The organism is Vibrio makurazakiensis (genome assembly GCF_050337375.1).
Taxonomy (GTDB): Bacteria; Pseudomonadota; Gammaproteobacteria; order Enterobacterales; family Vibrionaceae; genus Vibrio; species Vibrio makurazakiensis.
On the sequence record NZ_JAKJSW010000418.1, the window covers coordinates 1 to 1,698 of the forward strand.

Annotated in this window: 1 protein-coding gene and 1 pseudogene; both read right to left on the minus strand. The window is 40.5% G+C overall.

What is annotated here, in order from left to right; genetic code table 11:
* Positions 1 to 1,182 (minus strand): M1 family aminopeptidase (locus tag L4C33_RS22070; RefSeq protein WP_428814525.1); only part of this gene is annotated, 1,182 nt, incomplete at its 3' end.
* 190 nt (positions 1,183 to 1,372) lie between these two features.
* Positions 1,373 to 1,698, minus strand: a pseudogene (locus L4C33_RS22075) (hypothetical protein); the annotation flags it as partial.

Consider the following 1,698-nt stretch of genomic DNA (forward strand, 5'->3'; position numbering starts at 1 on the left):
ACCTAATAGTGTGTGCATCATTCGAATGACTTCACTGCCCTTTTCATAGACTGTTAAAGTATAGAAGTTGTTCATTTCTATTACTTTTTCAGGTCGGATTGGGTGAGACATTGGGCTTGCATCTTCCGCAAACTGAGGGCCACGAATAATGCGTACATTGTTAATGCGATTAACCGCGCGTGAGCCTAGGTCAGATGAAAACTCTTGATCTCGGAATACAGTTAGGCCTTCTTTCAAGCTTAGTTGAAACCAATCACGACAAGTAACACGGTTACCAGTCCAGTTATGGAAGTACTCGTGACCGATAACGGCTTCAATACCTAGATAGTCTGTATCTGTGGCTGTTTGATCATTCGCCAACACAAACTTCGAGTTAAAGATATTTAAGCCTTTATTTTCCATTGCGCCCATGTTGAAAAAATCAACAGCAACGATCATGTAGATGTCTAAGTCATATTCAAGATCGAAACGTTCTTCATCCCACTTCATCGAATTGTTTAACGAAACCATCGCATGGTTTGCACGATCGAGATTTCCCTTATCAACGAAGATCTCTAGATCTACTTTACGGCCAGACTGAGTTTTGTATTCATCACGAAGTACATCAAAATCCCCTGCTACTAAAGCAAACAAATAAGCAGGTTTTGGATGCGGGTCTTCCCATTTAACCCAATGACGACCATTTTCTAGATCGCCCGAGTCCATACGGTTACCGTTACTCAAAAGAAATGGATAAGCAGCTTTATCTGCGATAACCGTCGTCGTAAATTTAGCTAGAACATCCGGACGGTCCATATAATACGTGATTCGACGGAAACCTTCAGCTTCACACTGAGTACAGAAAGCACCACCCGATTTATATAGACCTTCTAACGCACTGTTTCCTTCAGGATCGACTTCAGTAATAATCTTAAGTTCGAATGACGTTGGTAGTTCAGTCAGTGTTAGTTGTGTTTCTGTCTGCTCATAGCTAGTCCACGCTACGCTATTCACTTCAATAGAAACTAACTTCAATCCCTCACCCTCAAGCACTAGTGTTGAACCTTCTTGCTGCTCTACCTGAGAAATAGCCGTAACGATAGACGCATTATCATGTAAGTCGAAAGTCAGGTCGATTGTAGAAATCAGGTGTGAAGGCGCTTGATAATCTTTACGATATTTGGCTTGTGGGGTGTGGGCCATGTCTTAATCCTTTTTTAACAGTCATATAATTAGGTTAACCTATCTATATCTAAGGCTTTAGACGACAGAACACAAGCTCAAATATAAAAAAACGAGGTGTTTAGAAAAAACACCTCGTTAACTTGCTGAATAATTATACGAATTAATCATTTATCTCTATATTTTAATGCCATAACGATATATCAATTGGTTAACGGATCCGGTTTAGTACTGCGTACATATCGCCTTCTTCCCCTTCTAGGGTTAACACGTCGCTATTAAGAGTATAGGTTGTGTCATGCTCACCATTTTCGTAAAGAAGTACTAGGTGATTGCCTTCTGTGTAATAAACGCCACGGTGAACAGCCTCACCACCTACGTCATCAGAAACTCTAAACATGAACACAAAGTCAGGTTGCAGAATCAAATCCATCTTTTGAACATTACTCGCCATCAAGTCATCACCAGATAACTCTTTGCTAGACCAAATACCTAMTGCGTTGGGCAGTGCTTTTGTAAACATGACACCATTTAAGT